The organism is Spongiibacter marinus (genome assembly GCF_016906995.1).
Classification (GTDB): Bacteria; Pseudomonadota; Gammaproteobacteria; order Pseudomonadales; family Spongiibacteraceae; genus Spongiibacter; species Spongiibacter marinus.
This window is the reverse complement of the sequence record NZ_JAFBBD010000007.1, coordinates 77,395-97,706: the sequence shown is the minus strand read 5'-3', so window position 1 is coordinate 97,706 and position 20,312 is coordinate 77,395. Positions and strand designations below refer to the sequence as shown.

Sequence of the window (20,312 nt, the reverse complement as noted above, 5' to 3'; positions counted from 1 at the left end):
TAATGATTTAATGGCAAACGTATCAGGCATCGTAAAAACAGCCCGCAACATCATGCGCCAGGACACCGGCACGGGCAGCGACGAACTGCGCATTCTGCAATTGGGCTGGATGTTGTTTCTGAAAATTTTCAGCGATAAAGACAAAGAGCTGGAGCTGATGGACGACAACTACTCTTCACCCATCCCACCTGAGTTGCACTGGGATGAATGGGCAGGTGACGATGAAGGCATGACAGGCGATGAGTTGTTGCAGTTTGTAGATCGCAAATTATTCCCCACGCTGTCCGAGATTGACCTATCTACTGCAAATCGTCGTGCCGTGCTTGTTCATGAGGTTTTTGCCAACAACTACAACTACATGAAATCTGGAATCCACCTTCGCCAGGTAATCAACAAGCTGAATGAGATTGACTTCAATAACAGCAAAGACCTTCACTTGTTCGGGCAAATTTACGAAACCTTTTTGAGTGAATTGCAAAGCGCAGGCACCTTGGGCGAATTCTACACACCGCGCGCTGTTACTCAATTTATGACAGAGATGGTCAATCCCACACATAATGAAACTATACTCGACCCCGCTTGCGGAACCGGGGGATTTTTAACAGCAGCAATAGAGCATTTAAAAGCATCCGCCAGAAATGTTAAAGAGCGCGAAGCCATTGGCCATAATGTTCGTGGCTGGGAATACAAGCCGCTGCCCTACATGCTAGCCAATACAAATCTGATTTTGCATGACATTGTTACTCCCAATATTCAATTCGGCGACTCACTGCAGCGGCCTTTAAGCGAATATACGCATAAAGATAGAGTGGACGTAATCATTGCCAACCCGCCCTTTGGTGGCGTCGTCTCGAACAATAACGAAAATAATTTCCCGCAAACCTTCCGCACCAAGGAATCGGCAGACCTGTTTCTAATTTTGATAATTCAACTGCTCAAGGAGGGTGGCCGGGCCGCCATTGTATTGCCTGACGGCTCACTCACCGGTGATGGTGTTAAGCAGCGTATTCGCCAAAAGCTGCTTGATGACTGCAATGTCCACACGATTATTAGACTACCCAATTCTGTTTTCAAGCCATACGCCACAGTTGCTACAAATCTCATTTTTTTTACCAAAGGAAGCCCCACAAAAGAGATTTGGTATTACCAACATGTTTGCCCGCCAGATATAAAAGCTTATTCAAAAACAAAGCCGATTAGCAATGAAGATTTTGTTGCAATTCGGAAGTGGTGGAATAAGCGCACTGAGGGAGACTATTCATGGCGGGTATCTATCGACGAGATCAAGGAAAGACAATTTGATCTAGACATCAAAAACCCGACTCGAGTGAGATCAAATGAGGGGTCAGCGAAAGATTATATCGATACGATAAATGAAGACCTGAAAGAGATTTCTGACGAAGTTAAAGATATATTCGATTCATACTTTAAGCTAACCAACTCAACAATTGTTGAGCTAGGTCAGATATGCAAGGTGGAGAAGGGTCAAACAGGCATCACGAAGGCCATACCAGGCGACTATCCTTTAGTTACGACCGGAGAGGAAAGAAAATGGCACAATGAATATCAACTGGATTGTGAAGCTGTATGTATACCAATAGTTTCATCGACGGGTCATGGCCATGCCTCAATTAAAAGAATCCACTATCAGCATGGTAAATTTGCGTTAGGGAACATATTGGCAGCAGCAATACCGAACGATCCTTCAGTCGTATCTGCGAAGTATCTATATTTTTATCTGAACAACTTTAAAGATGATGTTGTGGTCCCTCTAATGAAAGGAATGGCCAATGTCACGCTTTCGATTGGCAGCATCAAACAGATCAAGGTCGTTTTGCCGTCAATTGAAGATCAAAATAGATTGGTCGTTCTAATGGAAAAATGCGAAAAACTGCGTAACACACTCGCCAAGTCCGTGACTGATTCAGAATCAATGATTAAAACAATTATTAGCGAAATAATAGACACTGACTGGATGGATTATGCTTAATAAAGCAGCCAAACTAGCGTTAGTTTCCACCTCTTTAGCGCCGATTTTTCTCACTCTGTGGTTTGTTGAGCTTAGCAATGCGTGGAAATCCACGCTGCCGTGGTCAGATAATGTTGTCGCCCATTGGATGGCTGGAGGCAGCTATTTGCTTGCTGCATTGATACTGAGCGTACTGTGCTTTGCGCTGGTTTGGCTGGCAGCATCGCAACATGGCCTGGAGCGCTTACCTGTCAAAATTAAGGCCGTGAAGACCGTGGATAAAGAGATTGTCGGATTTCTTCTGGTCTACCTGCTGCCGCTAATCAACCAGAGCCAAAACACCATCAGTGTTCCGGTGCTGGTGTTTATCGCGGTGATCTTCTTTTTTATTGTGTACAACTCCCACGCCTACCATTTCAATCCCTTGCTGGGATTTTTTGGTTACCACTTTTATGAGGTAACAATTGACGGCGATATCACCTATGTGCTGATCACTCGCCAGAACATTACTGACTGCAAGAATGTTTCGCAGGTGGTGCAACTGACTGAATACATGATCCTGGATGCCAATCATGCCAAATAGCAATAACCCAACCAACCTCTTTGCAATGGTCGATGACAACAACACTCCCATCCGTCGCATCCCACTGACAGCACCACTCAGCGCCGAACTAATGCAATTGTTCGCAGGGCAACAAGCTGCGCTTTTGAGCGACAAACAGCCGATTGAGTTTACCGGCAGCTACAATGTCGATGAAGGTGAAATATTCACCATTTCTAACTACCCACTACCTCCCGAAATTGGGCAAGCCATTAGTAATCCACTGACCAGCCCTGTTTTAAACCTTGATACCGAGACGCACAGAATAAAAGCTTTGTTTAGCGGTACATGGACAGCCGTAAACAAAACTGTCAACTTTCAGGTTTTTGATGCGGGAAAACTGCTTTCTAATCGCTGGACGTTGGTTGGACTTCCCATTCATGCCGGAGATACCTACAAACGCCTTGAAGAGCCCGGCCTGATACTGCAAGACAAGCTCACTGCCAGTTTCAGTAATAGCACTTTGCATTTCACTTCCTACCACAACACCAAACGCTTTCTAGACTTGGCCGACTATTACCGTGAAGCCACCGATACTGACCTAGACGCCTTTGCCGATACCGAGCTGTTCGCCTTTGAGGACGAAGCAAGCTTTAAAGACCACGCTGATTCCATCATCCGCAAGAAGATCGCCTTACTTCAGAAAAATGAAGTTCTAAAAGATATAACCGTCACCGATATTCAAACTGTCGCCAATAACTTCAATGCAGAGCTTCCAGAAGAGCATCATATAAGTATTAAAGTAACTGACGACGGTAAGCTTCTGATACCAAGCGATAAGAAGCAATTTAAGGAGCTGATTAGGTTTCTAGACGAGGATTACGTCACTGCTCCGTTGACGAAAAGGAAGTGCCTGACAAACTCGAAACAGTATCTTTGATACTTAAGCGCAAGACGCCGACTCCTTGAGAGTTTCTGATTGGGGAAGAACAACAATGCCTTATAAAGCAGTATTCGATGGTTGGCATTCGATCGGAATTGAAGATCTGCTCGTCGCATACCGAAAAGCCAAAGCCGACTGTTTTTTCGAAAACACCTTCCCCACCGCGATTAAGTTTGCAGAATACGAACAAGACTTGCTGGCAAACCTAAATGGCCTGCTAGACCGATTGAAGAACAACTCAGGCTTTGAAGACGACGAAGAGTTGCTTGGAGATTTTCGATTACTACCAAAGAAACTATCAACTGATAGAAAGCCAGATCGCAGTGAAAATGGTCATGTACATTTCTCCAAACCTGAACGGGCAGTCGAAAGCCTATTCAAAAATTACGATGTAACGCCTGAATTCCGGATTGTGGGTGACTTTCCGGTCGATACTCATATCATTTCAGCCTTGTGGATCAACATGGTTGGCCACAAGTTTGATGCCAAGCTCGATGATAGCTGCTATGGCGCCCGGCTAAAGCGCATCCGAAACGATGAACTATTCGCAGAGAACGATGATAAGCCATTCCATATTAGCTCCATTGGCTCGTTTGTACCCTATTTTCAGCCCTATCAAAAGTGGCGAAGCGATGGATTAAAAGCCATTCGTGATGAGCTGGAAAAGGATCGCGACGTAATTGCGGTTTCTCTCGACTTGAAGAGCTACTACCACTTTATTGACCCGATGGCGATTTCTGGTACAGCGTTACTTGAAGCACTTGATCTGGAGCTGACAGTTGAAGAGAAGGCCTTTACCGAACAACTCGCAAGTTTTCTATGCGGCTGGGCTGAAGGTGCAGAAAAATTCGGCCAATCCGTTGGGGGCAAGAAAGCTAAGATAAACGGAGGATTGGTGATCGGCCTGACGTGCAGCCGTGTTATTTCCAATGCTTTACTTCACAGGTGGGACAAGCTTGTTCTGGAAAAACTAGCGCCGATTCACTATGGCCGCTATGTAGATGATATGTTCTTGGTACTGCGTGATACGGGCACGATCACCAATAGCCTAGATCTGATGAACATGGTTCAGTTCAGAATGGGCGAAAACTACATTTCACAGAACGCCAAGAGCGATAAGGTTTGGGAGATTAATCAGGGATCTGATATCCAAGGCGAGACCAGAATATCGCTTCAGTCTGACAAGCAAAAGTTATTTGTATTACAAGGGCGCGCAGGCCTTGACCTACTGGACAGCATCGAAAAGGAGATATACGAACTTTCCAGCGAGCACCGTCTAATGCCGTCGCCAGATCAATTAGAGCACTCGACGGCAGCCAAGGTGCTCTCTGCTGCGGGAAACGTGGGCGAAAATGCAGATACATTGCGTCGGGCCGATGGCTTGACTATTCGTCGGCTAGGATGGTCACTACAGCTGCGTCATGTTGAAACCCTGGCTCGGGATCTGCCACCAAATCAATGGAAGGAGCAGCGCGAGGAATTTTATCAGTTTGCCCATAACCATATATTGCGGGCAGACAATCTCTTTGCACATTTTAACTACTTACCAAGACTACTCGGCTTTGCAATCAGCATGAATGAATGGGAGCAGGCTGAGCAAATAGCAGTGAAGTCCTATCGAGCGATCGATACCTTAGCTTCTGAGGTCGGCAGAGGAAAAACGGTTCGTATTAACGGATGCGATGCTAAAGTATTAAAAGACCTTTGGGGTTATATCAAAGGTACTTTAACTTGGCTGTTTATTGATGCAGCCACTCGCTACCATGATCCCAGCAAACTATTTCTGGGAGAACGTTCAAGCAAGAAGAAGCGCTTAGCAGATCTCTTTCTGAATCAAATTGTGGCAACTCTAACTGATTTTGAGACGCTGCTGGATTTGCGCTTTGATGTGGCTGATTTCGAAAATAAAGCACCGCTTGTTGCGTCAGCAGATCTTGCGAAAGAGGCTTATAAGTACATTTTGAATAGCCAGTCTGCTGAGAAGCTGGTTGGTAAACGTGATACTAAGAAAGAGAAGCAAATTCTGAAGTTGCTCGGCAACGCCGAGCTTCTCGACGTGGAGATATTTGAACGGTTTATCAACTCTACACGCAAAACCAGATTAGGCAAGGTAACCAGAGGGCAGAAGAAAAATGACAGCTACCTGCCTTATCTTTTCCCCACTCGACCTCTATCTCCGGCTGAAATATCGGAACTAGCCCCCGAATGTGTTGGCTTGCCTTCCGCTTCAGGCAAAACTCCAGGCTTCAGCCCAGCAGTAACATGGGCTAAATATACTCAAGTTTTGCGTGGCGTTTGGATAAAACCCACTCTTCTTGCAGCGGAACAAGACGCCAACGAGAAGAAAGCAAAGCGACGCAAAAAGTATCTGAAAATTGGCACTGACAGTAAAGACAAGGTGGTGGTTGCATTAACCAACCTGCGTACCGAAGACAGCGATTGGGCGGCTACCGCATGCAATAAACCGAATTTAAGCCGCAAGCGTTACCAGAAAATATCCAAATTGGTTAACGATGTATTAAAGCTGAATCCGAGGCCGGATTACGTCCTTTTCCCAGAGCTTTCAATTCCGTTGCGCTGGCTGAATAGCATTGCCGCCAGACTTAGTGCGGCGGGTATTAGTTTAATTGCAGGAACGGAATATCGGCATAGCGGAGGAAACAAGATTTTGAGTGAGGCCGCCTTGGTTTTGGCAGATAACCGACTCGGCTATCCAACCTTTGTAAAAATATGGCAACCCAAGCTTGAGCCAGCCGTTGGCGAAGACAAAGACCTCACGGTGAAATTTGGCAAGGAGTGGGATCTTTCTAAAAAATCACCGAAGCCAATTTATATTCATAACGGCGTTAACTTTAGTGTCATGGTTTGCTCAGAACTGCAAAACAGCAAGGCACGAATTCGTTTCCAGGGTGCAGTTGATGCCCTTATGGTGCTCAGTTGGAACAGGGATCTGGATACTTTCGCATCCCTGATCGAATCCGCTGCACTGGATGTTCATGCTTACACCATATTGGTAAACAACCGAAAGTATGGCGATAGCCGCGTTCGATCACCTGCCAAAGAGAGCTTCCTGCGGGATATTGCCAGACTTAGAGGTGGGGACAATGACTTCGTGGTTGCTGCGACCTTGGATATTGCAGCACTCAGAGGATTTCAAAGTCGCGCTAAACGCTGGCCAGAAGAAGGCGACAAATTTAAACCAGTGCCCGAAGGATTTAGAATATTGGGCGACAGGCGAAAGCTGCCGCCCAAGTAGTAAGATTCTTCTGAGGCTAAGTCACCAGCTTTAAACTTGGTCGCTTATTTTGAGAGATATTACTGTGTGATCTTCCGCTCAAGACGTTCAACATCAAACCAAAAGTAAGCTCGTCCAGCTCCTCCGGCTGGATGAGCAGTTCTCTCGCAACATCGGCTTTGGAAATACCGTCCTCTCGCAAGCTAGCAAATACCTTTTTGAGCACTTGCGAAGTCTCAAAAGGTGACGGCTCCGGCTCATGATCCCGCCCTAGTTTGGCTAGATCAATACATAGCGTTCGATAGGTCCAGTCGGTTGTCAGGTTGAGAGAATGAAGCCGATAGTTAAGCGCGGCGGCAGAAACATTCCAGTATTTTTTATGAGAGACGAGACTTTTTAAAGTCGCCGATCTCGGCGCATTTGCCAGAACACTCCTGCGCGGCATTAAAAAGGCCGACGCGAAGGCATTAGCCTCTTTCTCAGCTTCTTGCCCTTGGGGAGCACCGTGACGATGCATAACTAAATGGCCGAGTTCATGTGCCGCATCAAAACGGCAACGTTCTGCTGTTTTCTTGGTGTTGAGAAACACAAAAGGAATGTCGCCATACCACATGGAAAAGGCGTCAACTTCTCTGGCATCAACAGATAGCGAGAAGACACGCACACCCTTAGCTTCAAGCAGTGCGATCATGTTTTTGATTGGAAGTTCACCTAAATCCCAGTAGCGGCGGAGCATTTCAGCGGCCGCTTCCGGGTCATTGCCATGCCCCCCGCTTGGGTATTGGTCTCCTTCAGACGATTGCTGACCTTTATCCTTTTTTGCCCTTTCATCCAAAGAGATTCTGTAATCCTCTGGAAAATCCGGCACAGGCAAATCAAACTTGTTCTCAATCCATTGGTTCAAAAGTAACGCAACAGATCCCGCAGAAAGCGCAATGTCTCTTTGGGCAGCAGTCATTTTGGTAAGCGCACGAAAGCTAGCCACCTCAACAGGTAGCTCTTCTACGTCATCAGCAAAGAAAAATTCGACCGGAAAACGAAGTGCGTTCGCGATCTTTTCAATAGTCTGGCTTTCAGGCACGGTTTGACCGCTCTCATAAGCAGTAATCGACCGATCTGTTACACCCACTTCTTTCGCCAATGCCCGCTTTGTTAGCCCTCGGCGCTTTCGCGCGAGAGCAAAACGAGTATTGTTAAACATGTTATGCCTTCTTCTTGATAGGTACTTCTATATCCGGCAAATCAGGTGCTTGAATTTCGATTGAATCATCATCCAACGGCATGCTCGGTAAAATAATGCGCTCTTTCCAGCCATTGATTTTGCCGTTGGAAATGCTGGATGGCAGGGAGAGCTCGCAACGCACTTCATCAGTAGCTAAATGCATCAGCAATACCCAGGTTGTAAGGCCTTGAACTTCTTCAATTGCAGGTAATAGCTCACTGAACATGTCCAGCTGATTGTTCGTTTCAACGGCTTCAGCCGTGTTCACACCCTTAGGGCACTTATTTGAAGGCGTCGCCCCGATCATGCCGGTTGCTTCATCGCCAGTAGTAACGACGATGGCCAAACCTGCTTTCTGGTTTACCGATAGTTCGTAGTTGCCTTTATCCTCTTTGACCCAACCATGGGGGATAAGCTGTTCTCTCAACACGGCTACGGCTTCTGCCCACATAAAGAACCCGCGGGCTATTCTTGGGTGATTACTCGTTGTGCGAGATCGTAAAAGGTAACCTTGCCATACAGACTCTGTAAGCGCTGCCATCGGGATACCCAGCTGGGATAACCGATCCAGGGCATTTTCTTCAGTGTGTAGTTGGTCGTTCATTCAGCTTTCTCCGGGATGAAGCTTAAGTCTTCTGGTTTTTATACCTCAAATGAGGAGAAAAAACAAGAAGAGCATCCATCCTCCCCTCTGAATCTACTGGTAGATTACCCGGCTCCCACCTGTATCACCCCGTATGCGGTCTGAATGGCATTCTTCAGCACCCACTTGGGTAGTCCTGTTTCCTCCTTTAGCACCCGATACGCCTCTTTGCGAGACCGGGTGTGGTCCGAATAGCGCTCCGCAATAAAGAACTGGAGTGCCGCAGCCTGGGCGCGGTAGCGCCTGGTCAACTGTTCCCGCTTTTGGTAAGCCTGCGATTTCTCAACCACTTGCCGCACCAGGCTCGGAAACCGGTATTCCATGTAACCCACCGACACGTTTGCCAACCTTGCCAGGCGCTTCAGGCTTGGTGGGATCGGCTGCGTTTCGATAATCGCTACTATCTTTTGGTATTCCTGCTTGTGATTCCTGACGACTTTCTTACGCGGTTTGATCTGAGTAGGCAGCTCTTTTAGCGTCGAAGGTTTATAGGGCAACTGTATCGCCCGGTAGTTGGAAGACAGTAAGTCATAGAGAGATACATTCAGCAGGTAAGCCAATCGCCTCACGGTGATCAGTCGCCAGAACCTATGTTGATTGCGTGCATACTCAGCCATCAAGAGCTTAAGATCAGGCGGCATGCTGTCATCTGATTTCATGCTCTCCGTGAATTCATTCAACAGGTCAGCGACAAACATCTTGCAAGAGCCAAAGCTCGTCTCGCTTTGGCCTGCCCGAGCAGCCTTCGAGAATACGTCTAGCAGGTCATGAGACATGCACGCCCATGATGGCTGTATATCATCAGCAGTCAGGGTTTTCGCCCTTTCTGCCAACGAATGTCCACACTTCCCACACCAGCCAATGCAAGTATCAACGTGCATGAAAACTTGCTCACTCCCACAATTTGGGCAAGTGCCGACTAAAGGCGTTCTGTGCAACGGGCAATGAATCACTGCGGCCATGTGCCAGAGCTGTTTGATATAGCGCGGTGCACCCACCTGTGACATCTCTGCAAAGCATTCCGGACACCAGCGGAATCCGCCAATCTCGGTACTGATCTGATAGACCTGTTTATCCAGAAAATGCAGTGGCCAGCAGAACAGATCCTGACCCATAGCCTCAGACAATTGGACCCGCAATCGCTTAGAAAAGGCATTCACTCGCGAAAGGGTTTCAATCCCTGTGCGGCCCCCAAGGCCAGGGCGGGCTGTACGCCCACTCTGGCCTGATGCCTCGAAGATACCGGACAGCAAAGTACCAGCAGAGACACCGTGTTCATATGCCAGCCGCAGGACGTAGGACGAGAGCGACTCGACGTCTGCCGTCCCTTGCCCAAGTATCGGCAGCGAGAACAGTTTAATCATTGCATCACCTCATACCCGGTTCTCGGCCTCAAACCGCTTGGCTTTGCGCTGAAACGGTTTGGCTCCTGGTTTGCGTTTTTTACCGGTTGCTATTCTTGGCGCTTCCGCTTCAACAGCCGATTTCAACGCGGAGCAAGGCGAAATACCTAGCGTGGTTTCACCGGTTAGGATTTCGTCGGCAATGGAGTACAACTGCATCGGGGATTTCATGGTCTCCTTGATCAGTGCAAGATCGACCTTTTTCTGGCGAGTCGCAGCTAAGGCTGAGGCATGGTACAGCCAGGCTCTCACCAGGCCGATACACCCGAAGGTGCCTTGATACAGCAGCTCGGCGCAGTCCACCAGGCTGGGCAGGGATTTGTCTAGCTCTAACACTGCATCATAGTTCGTTAATATCCATAGAAACTCCGCCAGATCATGTTCGGTTTGATGGTACCGGGACAGGTGGATATCGTACTTACGGCCTTCCAGGTGCGAAGAGCGGTTAATTGCCTCCAGAATCGGGTAGGTGCCCGCAATCACTAATACCACGTTGGCTTTCTTAGCCATGGACTTCAGGGCATCCATCACACCCACGGCAGCCATGGTTTGTTTGCTCACGTAGCGCATGTGTTGGGCTTCATCGATGATCAAAAATCGCGTCTTACGTTGAATCAGCGCTCTGATAAGCGCCCGGTTCAAGGTCTTCTCGCGAGCTCGTTCAATGCGGGATTCCACGGTGGCATCTCCCCAGCCATCGGCAAAGCACGATGAATAAAAGGGGTGCCGCACAATCTCCAATGCCTGCAAGATAAAGGATCGGAAGGTAAAGCGTGCATGGGCGTCATCGTTGACCAACTCTATTGAGACGATCGGTTGTTCGTCGCCCTGTCCATGCCCGACACCACAGACGGCATCTCCCAATTGCCTGAGTAGTTCGGTTTTGCCTGCTCGGGTCGGCCCTACAATAGAAATGACTTCTCCCGGCATGGCCGTGGTCATCAGCACAAAGGCTTCTGCAAAGGCCTGCTTCCAGTTTCGATGGGGAATTTTGAAGTTGAGGTTCGTAACGCGGGTAATATCGATGTTATTCAACTCATCCATGATCAAGCACTCCACTGCTGAATGTTGATGGGGCGCACTGTGGCGTTGGCTAATTGGCTGAATAGACTTTCGGTGTTATCCGGCTCACCCTCGGGAATGGGCACCTCCAGCACTGGGGTGGTTTTGGTCTGCTCCTTGAACTCATCCAGTTCACGAATCTTTCTGACCAACTCTAGGTCATGTTGCTCACTGATTTTTTCTCTGAGGCCAAACGCCTCATGCTTGATCATGCCTTCCACAAGCTGGTGAACTGCACATTTGGCCGAATATGCGTTGATACCGGAGCTATAGCAGGGCTCCCATTTATCCTCTACCCGCGCAAAAATCAGGTTGGGATTCTCCGGGTCGAGCCGCACATCCACCTTTTTCTTGCGACCATTCAGCTTGCGTAATGCCGGGGAGTAGTACCAGATGTTTTTGATGTTGATGCCGCGCTGGTAACTAAAGCTGTACTTCTTAGTTTCCACAGCAGTCACGGTGATGAACTCAGAATCGTAGTTAATGGATTTGGCATAGAAGGGATACAGCTCGGCCCCCTCCATAAAAGCGACCTCGATTGAATTGGCTCCCGTTCCCCGGCATTTGTTTTCGCGCCATTCACAAAATGCCCAAAGTTCCTGATAGAAATCCACCGGCTGGAGTATCGCGGCTTTCTTCGGTGCCTTGCTGCCATCAACGGAGCGCACTTCTTTGTAATCAGCCAGGTTGCCGGGGCGTTGGCATAGCCACTGCTTCACAAACTCACCAAAGAAGCCCTCCATTTCCCCGCCAAATTGCGGGTATCCAGACGGACGCAGGCTGAGTATCAAGCCGTAGTGGGCCATGAAGGATGCCAGGTATACCGACTTAAAGTCTGGACCTCGGTCTACGATGATTTCTCTCGGCAGTTTGCCGTGTCTGCGCACACAGTCACGCATGACCTTGGCTACAGACCGACGCGATGGGGAGCTGAACGAGATGGATAACCCCAGAATTTTGGACGTGGCAAGATCCACCATGGCCGTTACCCAAGGACGCTCTACATAGACTTCACCCGTGCGGGTAAACACCACGAGATAAATATCGGCAAGGTAGTGGTCAATTGCCGCCCTTTGCCAGGGAATACTGGCCTTTAACCCGCGCTTTTCTGGGTCAGTTGGTGCACCCATCGCATTGCGCTTGCGCTTACCACCTCTGGCTTCGCCAATCACTTCACCGGGGATCTGCTCAAGACGGGTCGTAAAGGTTTGGCGCGAGACAGGTCGAAACTGCGGGTGAGTATCCAGCGCCAGGGATTTGTAGCGCATGTACCCCCTGTATATGGATAAGCCCTGCTCGTGAATGTAAGTGCCCATTAGGAACTCCATTAAGAGCTCATCGACGACTGCGGGAATCTTGCGGTTACGGTTTCCGCGAAGATGTATCATCGGGATCAGCGATTGAAATTCAGTCAGGTTATTCTCCTGCCCGATTCTGAGTTGATGCTTCCAGCGGCGGATGCTGCGGCTGGAGCGCTCGGATTTTATTTTGTCTAACCTGGTGATAGCTTTCTCTGCGGCTTCTAAGGTCGGTATCAGCGTTAAGTCACTGTGCTCAGACAATCCATCCCAGTACACCCGTTGCTTGTTACGCAGCTCAATAGCGTGGTCAAGCAGGTCTTCATTCAAAGAAACCAGACAGTTTCTGGAATCGGCTAACCGGTGCTGCTTCAAATCGGCGGCCAACAGCCCTCGATCAATGGCGTGGATGAGCGGCGTCATATCTTTGAGCTTTAACTTTACCCTTAGATCATGAAGCGTCATCGCGAATGCATTGTGCATCAGCTTGGTTAATCGCTCCTCATCCAGAACCAACTCGGCTTCGTGCGTTCTGGAGAGGAGCAACTGATCCAAATTCTCAACCAGAAATCGATCCTCCTGGCTGTACGCATACACCACGTGCTCAAGACCCAGTTCGGCAAAGGCCTTCCGTGCCGGCTCAAACACAATTTCACCCGACTCATAGCGTTTCCAGTCTTCTGCTTTACTGACAAGAAACTCGTTCACCTCAGTAGATGCTTTTACTTCCACAACCTTCGGGCCATTCCGGGTGAGGATCAGGGCATCTGGGGTGTAACCTCCCCAGCGTTTGATCCCGTTCTTGATAGTCTGTTGTATCTGTATTGGATCGGGCTGATCCAAGGCGCAAATAACGTCATCGTCGAACTCGCACAGGGTCAAGAACGAGCGTTCCGGTGAGCGGCTCTCAGTGGAGTAGGTTTTGCCATTTAGTTTTCGGCTGGGCACAAAGGAAACTACATTGCTTTGCGCATGAGCTCCCACCATCCTTGATGGATTGATCCAGCTCTGGCGAATGTAGTCGATGGCAGCCAGCGACAGGTTGTGGCCGCTACGATAGAGGTAGTCGTGTAATTCATTTTCAGTATGCATAGGTATCCCCTCGCCGGGGCCGGATGCGCGTTTCTCTAGGCGCAACCAAGCCTCGAACATGATTTCGTGAAGTTGAGGGCTTGACGGTCGGGGACTTGAGAGAGATACTTTGGTTACCACACCGGAGTAACTACTCCCGAAGAAGCCGAAAGCAAGCCATTGTTTTCGGTTTTTTCTTTTCTAGATCATGGATTTAGCTCCTCTATTGGTTAGCGCTGTTACCGGTTCGCCCCGCCAAGGCGCAGGGCATTGGTCATAATGGCCAATTCTTCCCCACTCAAAGAACCAAGCCTCTGTCTGAGTTCCCACAAAAAGGCATACTCCTCCAGGCTGACGCTTTCCGGGACACGGAAAACGCGCTCAGATGGACCAATGGAGGATGTTAGGGAATGGGTTTCTTCAGGGGAAAGTTCTAGTGCGTCGATCAGCTTGTGCATGACGGCTTTTGAAGGTGGCCCTTTCTTGCCGCCTTCCATCGCGGAGATATAGCAAGGCTGAACGCCAATACGTTCTGCCAGCTCTCGCTGCTGGAGTTTTCGGCTACGTCGTAATTGTGAGAGGACATTACCAAATGGTGTCATCACTTCACTCGATCCAGTAATTTTTAAAAAGATTATTGGATCAAATAAAGCGAGTAAAGAATAATAGAGAAAATTTCTCTATATTTTTCAATATGTTAATAAATATTGCAGTTTCTCGGCTGGAACCGATTCAAAGTGCAATTTATATTGCACTTTCGGCGGCCAAGATATGGTTACAAAATGCGGACAAGTTATGATTGCAGAATCACAAGCGCCCTGTTAAAGCTTGCGACTCACCCAAATACGCTAGTGAATTGCTCTGGACACATGCAGACGAAAATTGTGCTGATCCGCGGCGTCTGACGCGCCCATCAAATAGCTCGCGGTAATGGAGAAGCCTGCCGCTTTAACTTTAAGAATGGGGCCTATTTGGTGGTCTTGCTCGTTGTAGGCGATCACGCCGCTGTCGTAGTTAAAATCGTTAAAGGCTTCTACGCCCACGCGCATGCCCTGCCAGGGCGCGGTAATCTGGCTGCGCGCTTCCAGCAACGTTTCATCGTCGGCATTGCTGCCAAACTCCTTACCCACCAGCAGGTTCGCTCTGAACTGCCAGCCATTGGTAAAGTCCCATTTTCCCGTTGCGGCAACGCGGAAGCGATCGGGCGCATTGCCATTGGCACCCAATTGCAGCTCATAACGCAGCGCGGCATCCCAACCGGCATGCTCGCTTTCCAGCAACTGCTGCTGTAGCTCCAGCCTGCTGTAGTCGAAGGCGAAATCTTCACCGGCATCTTTGCTTTGAGCGCTGATAAAGCGCAGCCGCCAAGTGTCGTTAAAGGCATGCTGTAGGTGTACGCGCTGGCTGAATTCACCGGCACGCGAACCGTCAGCGGGTACATGACTGGCGCGGTATTCGGCGCTGGTGTCACCGCGCTTTACATCGGGACTAAACACCGACGAGGTGTTGGCATATATCGACGTACTCGCGAGTACACTGACGAGCAAAAAACTAAGTTGGGGGAGTTTACTCTTCATCACGTCACCGGTTTCGCTACTTGAAACACCCCGCATAGCAAGTATGCGGGGTGGCCTGGGTTGCTAGCCTCTCATTAGCCGCTGTGAGGCAGCGAGGAGTGATGCACATTGATGCGCAGGTTGCCGTCTTCATCGCGAACATAGCCAAAGGTAAATTCCACCTTCACTTCGTCGCTCGCGCCCTCGGGCGTGAAGAAGTAGTTCCCCATCGCTACCGCCGAGTCGGAGTCGGTAATGATTTGCTGCTCGCCAAAGCGCACCTTCGACCACGGCTTGATAGCGAAGCCCTTGTCTTCTTCTATCTCACCGCCTACAAAGTAAGACAGTGCACCACCGAAGCTGTCGCGGAACTGCTGATCGCTGGCGAGCGTCGGCTTGAACAGCACTTCAGATTTGCCGTACGAGTACAGGCTGCTGATGTGCTCACTGGCGCGGGCAGCGTAATCACCACCTTCTTCATAAACATCGCCAATCGCTACGATGCCGTCACCCCAGGCCTTTTGCGCGGCCAGAACATCCGCTTTAGAAATTGCCGCCGAGTTTTTATAACCGGCCTCTGTCTGGCTACAGGCAGTTAATCCCAGCGCGACTGATCCAACGATCACCGCGGTAGCCGCTTTGGCAGTAAAGCGCCCTTTGCCCAGTTTGTTAGATTTCATGGTTTTCATCGTTCATCTCCAGATGGTTTAGTAACACGCTCGGCGGTCATTGCCGCGCCTCGAGATGAATATTAAGGAGAGTTCGATGAACTGCGCCTGTTCAGAAGATGAACCGAACATGAACAGCGCCGCGTATGAAAACACCAAGCCACCGGGAACGTGCTATCGTTGTGTTCATGACTTATCGATCAAAAATTGGCGTCGTCGTCGCGTTTTCAACGCTTGCGGTTTTACTGGCCGCGGTCTTGTCTATTTGGTCGGTTAAAGCCACCGACCGCCACATCCATCAAGCCAACCTCGCACAAGACTTACTGAACGAACACTTGCAGCTTTCTGTTCATACGTATCGGCTTTTCAAACAACTTACCGACGAAGTGCTATTGGGCAGCACGGCCAACCAGAGTGTGGTGCGCAACAAGCGTCAAGCGATCGCGGAATCGCTGGGCAAAATTAAAGCACTGGAGATAGAACAGCGCGACGCAATAGGCGAGGAATTTGCACCCGGTGCGGTAGAGGACACCGTAGAACTGGAACAGCTTATCGACCTAATCATTCGAGACTTTACGTCGGCACTGCAGTTACCGCCCAGCTCCGAACGCTCACAGCGCGTTGACGCGATCCTGGAGGAGCGCATTGACGTTGGATTTCGCGAACAAGTGAATGCAGCCCTGGCACGTCAGCGCTCGGTCGTTGCGCTGATGAACAACCGGATTCAAAGCGTTCACTCTCAAGCCCTAGGCGTTGCCGTTGGGCTGGTACTGATTACTACCGTGCTGGGCCTGGCAATGGCATGGGTATTGGTGCGAGGGATTGCGCGGCCGCTGGATACCCTAAACCACGCGGCCAACCTTTGGATCGACGGAAAATTTGACTACCGCATTCCATCCACCCCCGATGCGGAGTTCAATCAGATCAGCACCAATTTCAATACAATGGCTGAGCGCCTCGCCCGATTTACCGCCCAGCAGGCACGCACCGAGCGCGAGTTGCAGGAGGCCGTGGATTCCAGAACGCGAGAATTGATGGAGGCCAACCAAGCGCTGGAGCGCTCAGACAATGTGCGGCGGCAATTTTTCGCTGACGTTAGCCATGAGTTGCGAACCCCACTCACCGTCATTCGCGGTGAGGCACAGGTTGCACTGCGTGGCGACTCCAGAACCAAAGCAGACTATCAGGATGCCCTGGCCATTGTGCTCGAGCAGTCTATCGGCCTCAGCCGACTGGTTGACGACATGTTATTTATCGCCCGAACAGACGCCGAGCGAATTCGCTTAATGCGCGAAAACGTGGCGCTTAATGCGCTACTGGAAAGCGTGGTCAAAGAGTCGAGTGTGCTAACGGCCGATAATCACGTCGCGATACACACAGACCTTGACCCTGCCATTCCCGATTTACTGCTCGACCCGGCAAGAATTCGTCAGCTGTTGGTAATTCTCATCGACAATGCCCGACGCTTTAGTCCCTCACAGGGATGCATTCACCTACAAACAAAACGCGAAGATCAAGGCGTTGTAATCACCGTTGAAGATCAGGGGCCGGGCATCGACCCTCAGGAATTGCCCTATATCTTCGACCGTTTTTTCCGCGGCACCTCAGCCAATAGTCGCGACAACAGTGAAAGTGCAGGGCTCGGTTTGGGCCTGGCAGTTGCCAAAGCGATCGCACTGGCCCACGGCGGTGATATCCGGGCAGACAGCCACCCCGATAGCGGCACGACGATGACCATCACCTTACCGATACGACCATGAAGCTGTTAATTGTTGAAGACGACAAACGACTGGCGGCAATGATCTCGCGAGGCATGTCCTCGGAGGGTTATTCCTGCTCGATTGCGGAAAATGTGGCAAGTGGGCTCGCCGCCGCAACAGACGTGGACCTTATTATCCTCGACCGCATGCTGCCAGGTGGTGATGGCGTAGAACTTTGCCGTCAGCTGCGCGCCAAAGGCAACCGTGTGCCGATTATTATGCTCACTGCGCTGGCCGACGTGGATGAGCGCATCGACGGCCTGCGCGCCGGCGCCGATGACTACCTGGGAAAACCCTTCGACTTTGAGGAGCTGCTTGCGCGCGTGGAAGCACTGGTGCGACGAGCCGCCCCCCAGGTTGAAAGCCCCAATCTGCAATGCGGAGACCTGTCCATTAACACCGAGGAACATACCGCGCAGCTGCGCGGGGTGGACGTGCCCCTCACTGCCCTGGAATTCGACCTTCTTAAATTGTTAGCCCGCCACCCCAACCGTTTTTGGTCCCGTGAACGAATCATGAGCCGCGTGTGGCCCAGCACAGCGGAGCCCGAAACCAATGTTGTTGATGTGTATATCAGCCGACTGCGCCGAAAGCTCAGCGCAGCGGGCGCGACGTCCATCATTGAGACCCGGCGCGGCGTGGGCTATCGCTTGCTCAGCCCGGTAAACGACTAGGGCGTCTCCCCAACCGCTGTTCAGCCATCGCCATCTTCGCGACTCTCACGGCATTGCCGGGAACTGGCCAGAGTCGTGCCGAAACGTATCTTTGTTTACAATGCGCGCCCCGTGCGCAAATCAGCCAGGCAGGAAGTGGCCAGGCACTGATGCGAGCGCCGCGTGTTTTAATGGAGCCCCCATGAAGAAAGTTGTCGTCCTCGCGCTCATGTTCGCTGCGTATGTCGCCGCATCGCCCTACCTCACCGCATACCAACTGTTCACGTCTGCAGAAAACAAGGATGCCGAGGCGCTGGCCGAAAACATCGAATTCCCAATCCTGCGGGAAAACGTAAAAAGCCAGTTAAACGCCTCCCTTTCGCAGCAGCTCGCCAGCGCGGGCAATGACAACCCCTTTGCCGCCATGGGCGCCGCATTTGGCTCGGTGGTCGTGAATTCTATGGTGGATGCGTTCGTCACCCCTGAAGCCATTGGCCGCATGCTCGACACCAACGAGGGCCAGCAAGCCAAAAGCCGCGAGCAACAAGAGGCGCAAAAAGCAGAATTCAGAGAAAAGTTTAAAGACGCCAAATTGGCATACGCCGCCTGGGACACCTTCCATATCACGCTGCATGAAGGCACTGCAGAGCAAGGCATTTTCGTGTTAAGCCGACGCAACCTGGGCTGGAAACTGACCAATATTATTATGAATTTTTAATGCCATATAAATTGCTAAGCCTGCGTATACAAACCCGCCTTTGCTCCTGCTTTAATCCCACCCAACCTGGCTCTTGACCCCGGAGCCAGCAAACAAACGGGGCACCCTGCGTTAGCGGCTTGCCCTGGTGACAACAGGCGAACTGTCACCAAGGCGACAATTACACACCGCCCCTTTTGATATGATTCAGCCCGAGAGCGCGATTGCTGCGCCTGACTAATAACTAAAGGGTTTCATCATGCGACTGTTTAAGACTTTGCTGCTGTCATTGCTGGTGGTGGTTGCCATCGCACTGCTTCTTCTCTCCCGGCCGTTGAGCCCCGTAGGCCCGCAGCTGGCGGCAAACACGCCGGTCGACCCCGACACCACCACGCTGCGCAACGCCGTTGTTGTCGGCAGCAACTGGGATGGAACGGCCGAAGTTTTCGACCCGGAGACCTTTGACGTGCTGGCGCGTTTTAACCTAGTGCCGGATATCGACGAGCGCTTCGCCGAAATTAATGACAGCCTTTACCGCCGCATTGCCGCGCGTTTTATTCGCCACGTCATTGGTGAAGGCAACGACCAGTTGGTCGACGACTTGTTTCCATCTAAAGATGGCCGCTACCTCTATGTGTCGCGCCCCAGCCTTGCCGATGCCATCGCCCTGGATGTGCTGACCGGGAAAATTGCCTGGCGCACCAAAGTAAAAGGTGTGCGTTCCGATCACGCAGCGCTGTCGCCGGATGGCAGTATTTTCCTGATTTCCGCCTCAACCGGGGGCGTTGTACACGCCATTGATACCGCCACCGGCGAGATCGTCGACAATTTCTATCCCGGCGATCAGCCCCATGAAAGCAATTACTCCAAAGACGGCCAGCGCATTTATCACGCTTCGATTGGCCGCGTGTTCGTCCCCACCACGTCTGACTGGCTGGATTGGCTGAAGGGCGAGCGGCGCTTTGTGATAGCCGACGCCAACAGCTACGAGGTGCTCAACACCATTGATATGCGCGAAAAGCTCGAAGAGTACGGCATGGACTGGGTGGACTCAGCAGTGCGGCCGATGGCGGTGATGCCCGATGAGAGCTTTGCCTACCTGCAAATCTCTTTCTTTCATGGCTTCTTCGAGTACGACCTGAAAGCGCACCGCATCACCCGTCACATCGACCTGCCAGTGCCGCCCCAAATCGCCGCCCTGCCACTGCACAAATACCAGCTTAATTCCGCCCACCACGGGCTGGCGCTGAATCACGCTGGCACCAAGCTCTGCGTCGCGGCCACCATGTCCGGCTATGCCGCGATCGTTGATCGGGAAACCTTCGAGTACAGGACCGTTACTCTGTCAGAGCAGCCGTTGGGCTCAAAGCCGTATTGGTCAACAGAAAGCGAAGACGGCAGACACTGCTATGTATCCAGTAGCGAGCAGGACCGCGTGGTCGTCATCGACTTCGAAACCGCCGAACAGGTCGCCAGTGTGCCCGTCGGCAACCATCCCCAGCGCATTCGCACCGGCCAGCTACTACTCGCCAACCCACAATAACGCCGCTGCCGCCAATGCCCGCTCATTGGCGGCAGCTCAAGCACAGCG

The 20,312-nt window shown here is 50.8% G+C and carries 16 protein-coding genes; 8 read left to right on the top strand and 8 right to left on the bottom strand.

Annotated elements, in window-relative coordinates; translation table 11 throughout:
• Nucleotides 1-10: 10 nt before the first annotated feature.
• The 4 genes from HNR64_RS11830 to HNR64_RS11815 are packed head-to-tail and all read left to right on the top strand — an operon-like array spanning nt 11 to nt 6,709.
• Complete coding sequence (locus HNR64_RS11830; protein ID WP_204996660.1) at nt 11-1,990, top strand: N-6 DNA methylase; 1,980 nt, start codon at nt 11-13, stop codon at nt 1,988-1,990.
• Nucleotides 1,983-2,552 carry a hypothetical protein gene (locus tag HNR64_RS11825; protein ID WP_204996659.1) on the top strand — a complete coding sequence of 190 codons (570 nt, stop codon included), beginning with the start codon at nt 1,983-1,985 and terminating at the stop codon, nt 2,550-2,552. The genes HNR64_RS11830 and HNR64_RS11825 overlap by 8 nt, the downstream gene beginning before the upstream one ends.
• Nucleotides 2,542-3,450 carry a Kiwa anti-phage protein KwaB-like domain-containing protein gene (locus HNR64_RS11820; RefSeq protein WP_204996658.1) on the top strand — a complete coding sequence of 303 codons (909 nt, stop codon included), beginning with the start codon at nt 2,542-2,544 and terminating at the stop codon, nt 3,448-3,450. Before HNR64_RS11825 ends, HNR64_RS11820 begins: the two co-directional genes overlap by 11 nt.
• Nucleotides 3,451-3,505: 55 nt before the next feature.
• Entirely contained in the window at nt 3,506-6,709 is a 3,204-nt protein-coding gene (locus HNR64_RS11815) for an RNA-dependent RNA polymerase family protein (protein ID WP_204996657.1), read from the top strand.
• A gap of 16 nt (nt 6,710-6,725) precedes the next feature.
• Here HNR64_RS11815 and HNR64_RS11810 read toward each other — a convergent pair whose 3' ends face one another.
• From HNR64_RS11810 to HNR64_RS11775, 8 genes are all read right to left on the bottom strand, one after another.
• Nucleotides 6,726-7,889 carry a helix-turn-helix domain-containing protein gene (locus HNR64_RS11810; protein ID WP_204996656.1) on the bottom strand — a complete coding sequence of 388 codons (1,164 nt, stop codon included), beginning with the start codon at nt 7,887-7,889 and terminating at the stop codon, nt 6,726-6,728.
• A gap of 1 nt (nt 7,890) precedes the next feature.
• Nucleotides 7,891-8,514, bottom strand: a complete 624-nt coding sequence (locus HNR64_RS11805) for a hypothetical protein (RefSeq protein ID WP_204996655.1) — start codon at nt 8,512-8,514, stop codon at nt 7,891-7,893.
• Between the two features lie 104 nt (nt 8,515-8,618).
• The gene (locus HNR64_RS11800) at nt 8,619-9,917 is read right to left on the bottom strand and encodes a TniQ family protein (protein ID WP_204996654.1); all 1,299 of its coding nucleotides are present in this window, start codon (nt 9,915-9,917) and stop codon (nt 8,619-8,621) included.
• A 9-nt stretch (nt 9,918-9,926) separates the two neighbouring features.
• Nucleotides 9,927-11,000, bottom strand: coding sequence for an ATP-binding protein (locus HNR64_RS11795; protein WP_204996653.1), 1,074 nt, complete (start codon nt 10,998-11,000; stop codon nt 9,927-9,929).
• Nucleotides 11,001-11,002: 2 nt separating this feature from the next.
• Nucleotides 11,003-13,408: a Mu transposase C-terminal domain-containing protein gene (locus HNR64_RS11790; protein ID WP_204996652.1), complete on the bottom strand. Its 2,406-nt coding sequence runs from the start codon at nt 13,406-13,408 to the stop codon at nt 11,003-11,005.
• Between the two features lie 218 nt (nt 13,409-13,626).
• A complete protein-coding gene (locus HNR64_RS11785) occupies nt 13,627-13,989 on the bottom strand; it encodes a helix-turn-helix domain-containing protein (RefSeq protein ID WP_239547827.1) in 363 nt (120 codons plus the stop codon).
• A 246-nt stretch (nt 13,990-14,235) separates the two neighbouring features.
• Nucleotides 14,236-14,964, bottom strand: a complete 729-nt coding sequence (locus HNR64_RS11780) for a hypothetical protein (RefSeq protein WP_204996650.1) — start codon at nt 14,962-14,964, stop codon at nt 14,236-14,238.
• 74 nt (nt 14,965-15,038) lie between these two features.
• Complete coding sequence (locus HNR64_RS11775) at nt 15,039-15,632, bottom strand: hypothetical protein (RefSeq protein WP_204996649.1); 594 nt, start codon at nt 15,630-15,632, stop codon at nt 15,039-15,041.
• Between the two features lie 125 nt (nt 15,633-15,757).
• On the opposite strand from HNR64_RS11775, the gene HNR64_RS11770 reads away from it, so the two are divergent.
• The 4 genes from HNR64_RS11770 (at nt 15,758) to HNR64_RS11755 (ending at nt 20,264) form a co-directional block, all read left to right on the top strand.
• Complete coding sequence (locus HNR64_RS11770) at nt 15,758-17,371, top strand: sensor histidine kinase (protein ID WP_204996648.1); 1,614 nt, start codon at nt 15,758-15,760, stop codon at nt 17,369-17,371.
• Nucleotides 17,368-18,045, top strand: a complete 678-nt coding sequence (locus tag HNR64_RS11765) for a response regulator transcription factor (protein WP_204996647.1) — start codon at nt 17,368-17,370, stop codon at nt 18,043-18,045. The genes HNR64_RS11770 and HNR64_RS11765 overlap by 4 nt, the downstream gene beginning before the upstream one ends.
• 181 nt (nt 18,046-18,226) lie before the next feature.
• Nucleotides 18,227-18,742 carry a DUF2939 domain-containing protein gene (locus HNR64_RS11760; protein WP_204996646.1) on the top strand — a complete coding sequence of 172 codons (516 nt, stop codon included), beginning with the start codon at nt 18,227-18,229 and terminating at the stop codon, nt 18,740-18,742.
• A gap of 238 nt (nt 18,743-18,980) precedes the next feature.
• Nucleotides 18,981-20,264 carry a YncE family protein gene (locus tag HNR64_RS11755; protein ID WP_204996645.1) on the top strand — a complete coding sequence of 428 codons (1,284 nt, stop codon included), beginning with the start codon at nt 18,981-18,983 and terminating at the stop codon, nt 20,262-20,264.
• Nucleotides 20,265-20,312: the final 48 nt, after the last annotated feature.